Genomic DNA, 6,280 nt, shown 5'->3' on the forward strand with positions numbered 1-6,280 from the left:
GGCCCGGCCCGCGCACCCCGGGACACGCCCAGCTCGCACGGAGTCCCGACACCATGTCATGGCCGCCCGTCCGCCGATCCGGAGCGAGGTGGCCCGAGAGGGAGTACGAGAAGGTGGCCACACCTAAAAAGGGCCGGAGCGCGAGCACCCAGAGCAAGCCGGGTCGCTCGCTGGTCCTGATTCTGATCGCCCTCGTGGCGCTCACCGGTGGGATGTTCGCTTCGGGGCACACGAAACCACGTCTCGGCATCGACCTGGCCGGCGGCACGAGCATCACGCTCCGCGCGGTCCCCGAAGCCGGCAACGAGGCGGCCATCAACAAGACCAACATGGACACCGCCGTCTCCATCATGGAACGACGTGTCAACGGTCTTGGCGTCTCGGAGTCCGAGGTCCAGACGCAGGGCCGGGAAAACATCATCGTCAACATCCCCAAGGGGACGAACTCCGAGCAGGCCCGCAAGCAGGTCGGCACCACCGCCAAGCTCTACTTCCGCCCGGTCCTCACCACCGAGGTCTCCGGCGGCGGCAAGACGGCCAGCCCCTCGCCCAGCGGCACCGGAAGCCCGACGGACAAGCCGTCCGGCAAGGCCACCGACAAGCCCGAGGCCACCGACAAGAACTCCGCCTCCCCGTCGGCCACGCCCACCACGCAGGGCCGCGCGGTCACCGACGCGCTGAAGGCCGACGCCACACCGTCGGCGAGCGCCTCGGACGACAAGGCCAAGGCCAGCCCCTCCCCGTCGGCGAGCGGCGGCTCCGCCGAGGCCGAAGCGAGCGCGCTGCAGGCGAAGTACGCCAAGCTCGACTGCACCAACGAGAAGACCCGCTCCACCGTGGGCGACGGCGTCAAGGCCTCCGAGATGACCCTGGCCTGCGGCCAGAACTCGCAGGGCCAGTGGCAGAAGTACATCCTCGGCCCCGCCGAGGTCGACGGCACGGACGTCGACAAGGCCCAGGCCGTCCTGAACACACAGACCGGTGCGGGCTGGACGGTCACGATGGACTTCACGGACGGCGGCGCCAAGAAGTTCGCGAACATCACCGGCAAGCTGGCGCAGAACCAGTCGCCGCAGAACCAGTTCGCGATCGTCCTGGACGGCGACGTGGTCTCCGACCCGTACGTCCGGCAGGCCCTGACCGGCGGCAACGCCGAGATCTCCGGCAACTTCAACCAGCAGTCCGCCCAGGACCTCTCCAACATGCTGTCCTACGGCGCGCTGCCGCTGACCTTCAAGGTCGACAGCATGACGACCGTGACCGCGGCGCTGGGTGGTGACCAGCTGCAGGCCGGACTGATCGCCGGCGCCATCGGTCTCGCGCTGGTCGTCATCTACCTGCTGGCGTACTACCGCGGCCTGTCGTTCATCGCGGTCCTCTCGCTGCTGGTCTCCGCGGCTCTCACCTACACGCTCATGGCCCTGCTCGGCCCGGCCATCGGCTTCGCGCTGAACCTGCCGGCCGTGTGCGGCGCCATCGTCGCCATCGGCATCACCGCGGACTCGTTCATCGTGTACTTCGAACGCGTCCGTGACGAGATCCGCGAGGGCCGCTCCCTGCGCCCCGCCGTCGAGCGGGCCTGGCCGCGCGCCCGGCGCACCATCCTGGTCTCCGACTTCGTGTCGTTCCTCGCCGCCGCGGTGCTGTTCGCCGTCACCGTCGGCAAGGTCCAGGGCTTCGCGTTCACGCTCGGCCTGACCACCCTGCTCGACGTGGTCGTCGTGTTCCTCTTCACCAAGCCGCTGCTGACGCTGATGGCCCGCCGCCCGTTCTTCGCGAACGGCCACAAGTGGTCCGGCCTCGACCCGAAGAGCCTGGGCGTCCAGCCGCCGCTGCGCCGTACCCGCCGCCCCGCCGGCCCTGTCGACCCGAAGGAGGCCTGAGATGTCGAAACTCGGCAACCTCGGCGCCCGACTCCACCGTGGCGAGGTCGGCTACGACTTCGTCAAGAACCGCAAGATCTGGTACGGCGTCTCCATCCTGATCACCATCCTGGCCATCGCCGGCCTGGCGGTGCGCGGCCTGAACATGGGCATCGAGTTCCAGGGCGGCGCCGTCTTCAACACCCCGAAGAACACCAGCGCCTCGGTGTCCCAGGCCGAGCGGTACGCGGAGGAGGCCTCAGGCCACGACGCGATCGTTCAGAAGCTCGGCGACGGCAGCATGCGCATCCAGGTCGCCGGCATCGACACCGACGCGGCAAACCAGATCAAGAACACGCTCGCCGACGACCTCAAGATCGACTCGGAGCAGATCAACGCCGAACTGGTCGGCCCCAGCTGGGGTGAGCAGATCGCCAACAAGGCCTGGCAGGGCCTCGGCATCTTCCTGATCCTCGTGGTGATCTACCTGGCGATCGCCTTCGAGTGGCGCATGGCCATCGCCGCCTTCGTCGCACTGATCCACGACATCACCATCACGGTCGGCATCTACGCCCTCGTCGGCTTCGAGGTCACACCCGGCACGGTGATCGGTCTGCTCACGATCCTCGGCTACTCGCTCTACGACACGGTCGTGGTCTTCGACAGCCTCAAGGAACAGACCAAGGACATCACCAAGCAGACCCGCTGGACCTACAGCGACGTCGCCAACCGCTCGATCAACAGCACGCTGGTCCGCTCGATCAACACCACGGTGGTCGCGCTGCTGCCGGTCGGGGGCCTGCTGTTCATCGGTGGCGGTGTCCTCGGCGCGGGCATGCTGAACGACATCTCGCTGTCGCTGTTCGTCGGTCTCGCCGCCGGTGCGTACTCCTCGATCTTCATCGCCACGCCGCTCGTCGCCGACCTCAAGGAGCGCGAGCCGCAGATGAAGGCCCTGAAGAAGCGCGTCCTCGCCAAGCGGGCCGCCAAGGGCGACACCCCTCAGGCGGAGACCGGAGACGAGTCCTACGCCGACGAGCCCGAGGACGCCGCTCCGGCTGTCGTCGGCCCGCGCAACCAGCCCGCGTCCCGTAACCGCGGCCGGGGCCGCCCCTCGGGGAAGCGCCGATGACCGACGTCAAGGAACTGCTGCTCAGCCGCATCAGGGACGTGGCGGACTACCCGGAGCCGGGCGTGATGTTCAAGGACATCACCCCGCTCCTGGCGGACCCGGCGGCGTTCACCGCGCTCACCGACGCCCTCGCCGAGATCGCCGAGGCCGCCGGCGCCACCAAGATCGTCGGTCTTGAGGCCCGCGGCTTCATCCTCGGAGCCCCGGTCGCCGTCCGCGCCGGCCTCGGCTTCATCCCCGTACGCAAGGCGGGCAAGCTCCCCGGAGCCACCCTCGGCCAGGCCTACGACCTGGAGTACGGCTCGGCCGAGATCGAGGTGCACGCCGAGGACCTGGTCGCCGACGACCGCGTCCTGATCGTCGACGACGTCCTCGCCACCGGCGGCACCGCCGAGGCCTCGGTCCAGCTCATTCGCCGGGCCGGCGCCGAGGTCGCCGGTCTGGCCGTGCTCATGGAGCTCGGTTTCCTCGGCGGCCGGGCCCGTCTGGAGCCGGCTCTGCGCGGTGCCCGGCTGGAGGCCCTGCTCACGGTCTGACCAGCCCACGGCAGCCCGGTGGACACCGGCACGACACCGCGGAGGCGGGCCCGGAGGAATCCGGTGCCCGCCTCCCGCGTTCCCGGGGTAGACGGTCCTCACATTGGCCTGAAGGCGATCCTGGGGCACAGGATGGCTACCATGGGGTCTCCGGAGCCTGACCGGGGGACCCGGAACGCGCACGAGGAGCCCTCTTGTCAGACGAGGCCCAGCACCTGACCGCCGCCAAGCCCGAGTCCGCCTCGGCAGCGGCCAAGCCCGCGCCCAACGCGCCGCACGCGAAGAACGACACCCGCGGGCCGGTCGAGCACGCCCAGTCGGCGCCCGTCGACAAGCCCGCCGAGCAGTCGCGGCCGAAGCCGGTCCCTCCCGCGGTGCGCCAGGCCGGCGGCCAGCCCGCCCGCACCGGCTCCTCCAATCGCGTCCGTGCCCGCCTCGCCCGGCTCGGCGTCCAGCGCGCCAACCCGTACAACCCCGTGCTGGAGCCCTTGCTGCGCATAGTGCGCAGCAACGATCCGAAGATCGAGACGGCGACGCTCCGCCAGATCGAGCGCGCCTACCAGGTAGCCGAGCGCTGGCACCGCGGCCAGAAGCGCAAGAGCGGCGACCCGTACATCACGCACCCCCTCGCCGTGACCACCATCCTCGCCGAGCTGGGCATGGATCCGGCCACGCTCATGGCCGGCCTGCTGCACGACACGGTCGAGGACACCGAGTACGGCCTGGACGACCTCCGCCGTGACTTCGGCGACGTCGTCACCCTGCTCGTCGACGGCGTCACCAAGCTGGACAAGGTCAAGTTCGGCGAGGCGGCCCAGGCCGAGACCGTGCGCAAGATGGTCGTCGCCATGGCCAAGGACCCGCGCGTCCTGGTCATCAAGCTCGCCGACCGCCTGCACAACATGCGCACCATGCGCTACCTCAAGCGCGAGAAGCAGGAGAAGAAGGCGCGCGAGACCCTGGAGATCTACGCACCCCTCGCCCACCGGCTGGGCATGAACACCATCAAGTGGGAGCTGGAGGACCTCGCCTTCGCGATCCTCTACCCCAAGATGTACGACGAGATCGTCCGCCTGGTCGCCGAGCGCGCCCCCAAGCGCGACGAGTACCTCGCCATCGTCACCGACGAGGTCCAGCAGGACCTGCGGGCGGCCCGCATCAAGGCGACCGTGACCGGCCGCCCCAAGCACTACTACAGCGTCTACCAGAAGATGATCGTCCGCGGCCGTGACTTCGCGGAGATCTACGACCTGGTGGGCATCCGCGTCCTCGTGGACACCGTCCGCGACTGCTACGCGGCCCTCGGCACGGTGCACGCGCGATGGAACCCGGTCCCCGGCCGGTTCAAGGACTACATCGCGATGCCCAAGTTCAACATGTACCAGTCGCTGCACACGACGGTGATCGGCCCCGGCGGCAAGCCCGTCGAGCTCCAGATCCGCACCTTCGACATGCACCGCCGCGCCGAGTACGGCATCGCCGCGCACTGGAAGTACAAGCAGGAGGCCGTCGCCGGCGCCTCGAAGGTGCGCACCGACGCCCCCAAGTCGTCCGGCAAGAGCAAGGACGACCACCTGAACGACATGGCCTGGCTGCGGCAGCTGCTGGACTGGCAGAAGGAGACCGAGGACCCGGGCGAGTTCCTGGAGTCCCTGCGCTTCGACCTCTCCCGCAACGAGGTCTTCGTCTTCACCCCCAAGGGCGACGTCATAGCGCTCCCGGCCAGCGCCACCCCGGTGGACTTCGCGTACGCCGTCCACACCGAGGTCGGGCACCGCACGATAGGCGCCCGCGTCAACGGCCGTCTGGTCCCGCTGGAATCCACCCTCGACAACGGCGACCTGGTCGAGGTCTTCACCTCCAAGGCGGCCGGCGCCGGCCCCTCCCGCGACTGGCTCGGCTTCGTCAAGTCGCCGCGTGCCCGCAACAAGATCCGGGCCTGGTTCTCCAAGGAACGCCGCGACGAGGCGATCGAGCAGGGCAAGGACGCCATCGTCCGCGCGATGCGCAAGCAGAACCTGCCGATCCAGCGCATCCTGACCGGCGACTCCCTGGTGACCCTCGCGCACGAGATGCGCTACGCGGACATCTCCGCGCTGTACGCGGCGATCGGCGAGGGCCATGTCTCCGCGCAGAACATCGTGCAGAAGCTCGTCCAGGCCCTCGGCGGCGAGGAGGCCGCGACCGAGGAGATCGACGAGTCGGTCCCGCCGGCCCGCGGACGCAGCCGCAAACGCCGCTCCAGCGCCGACCCGGGCGTCGTCGTGAAGGGCGTCGAGGACGTGTGGGTCAAGCTGGCCCGCTGCTGTACGCCCGTACCCGGCGACCCCATCATCGGCTTCGTCACCCGAGGCAGTGGCGTATCGGTTCACCGCAACGACTGCGTGAACGTGGAGTCACTGTCCCGCGAGCCCGAGCGCATCCTCGAGGTCGAGTGGGCGCCCACCCAGTCCTCGGTCTTCCTGGTCGCCATCCAGGTCGAGGCCCTGGACCGCTCCCGGCTGCTGTCGGACGTCACACGCGTGCTGTCCGACCAGCACGTCAACATCCTCTCCGCGGCCGTCCAGACCTCCCGCGACCGCGTCGCCACCTCCCGCTTCACCTTCGAGATGGGCGACCCGAAGCATCTCGGCCATGTGCTGAAGGCGGTCCGGGGCGTGGAGGGCGTCTACGACGTGTACCGGGTGACGTCGGCGCGCAGCAGGTCGTAGGGACCACGCGAAAGGATCACGTGAAGGAGGGCCCCGTAC

At 69.3% G+C, this 6,280-nt stretch carries 4 protein-coding genes; all 4 read left to right on the forward strand.

Annotation, left to right across the window (positions count from 1 at the left end; all coding sequences use genetic code 11):
* Nucleotides 1-113: 113 nt before the first annotated feature.
* The 4 genes from secD to relA all read left to right on the forward strand — a co-directional run bounded on the left by secD (nucleotide 114) and on the right by relA (nucleotide 6,241).
* Nucleotides 114-1,883 carry a protein translocase subunit SecD gene (gene secD / locus ACFTZL_RS39195; RefSeq protein WP_382593571.1) on the forward strand — a complete coding sequence of 590 codons (1,770 nt, stop codon included), beginning with the start codon at nucleotides 114-116 and terminating at the stop codon, nucleotides 1,881-1,883.
* Nucleotide 1,884: 1 nt separating this feature from the next.
* A complete protein-coding gene (secF, locus tag ACFTZL_RS39200; protein WP_382593562.1) occupies nucleotides 1,885-2,994 on the forward strand; it encodes a protein translocase subunit SecF in 1,110 nt (369 codons plus the stop codon).
* Entirely contained in the window at nucleotides 2,991-3,530 is a 540-nt protein-coding gene (locus ACFTZL_RS39205) for an adenine phosphoribosyltransferase (protein ID WP_382593565.1), read from the forward strand. The genes secF and ACFTZL_RS39205 overlap by 4 nt, the downstream gene beginning before the upstream one ends.
* 194 nt (nucleotides 3,531-3,724) lie before the next feature.
* Complete coding sequence (gene relA / locus ACFTZL_RS39210; protein WP_382593568.1) at nucleotides 3,725-6,241, forward strand: GTP pyrophosphokinase; 2,517 nt, start codon at nucleotides 3,725-3,727, stop codon at nucleotides 6,239-6,241.
* Nucleotides 6,242-6,280: the final 39 nt, after the last annotated feature.

It is taken from the genome of Streptomyces sp. NPDC056948, from assembly GCF_042674225.1.
GTDB classification, from domain to species: Bacteria; Actinomycetota; Actinomycetes; order Streptomycetales; family Streptomycetaceae; genus Streptomyces; species Streptomyces purpurascens.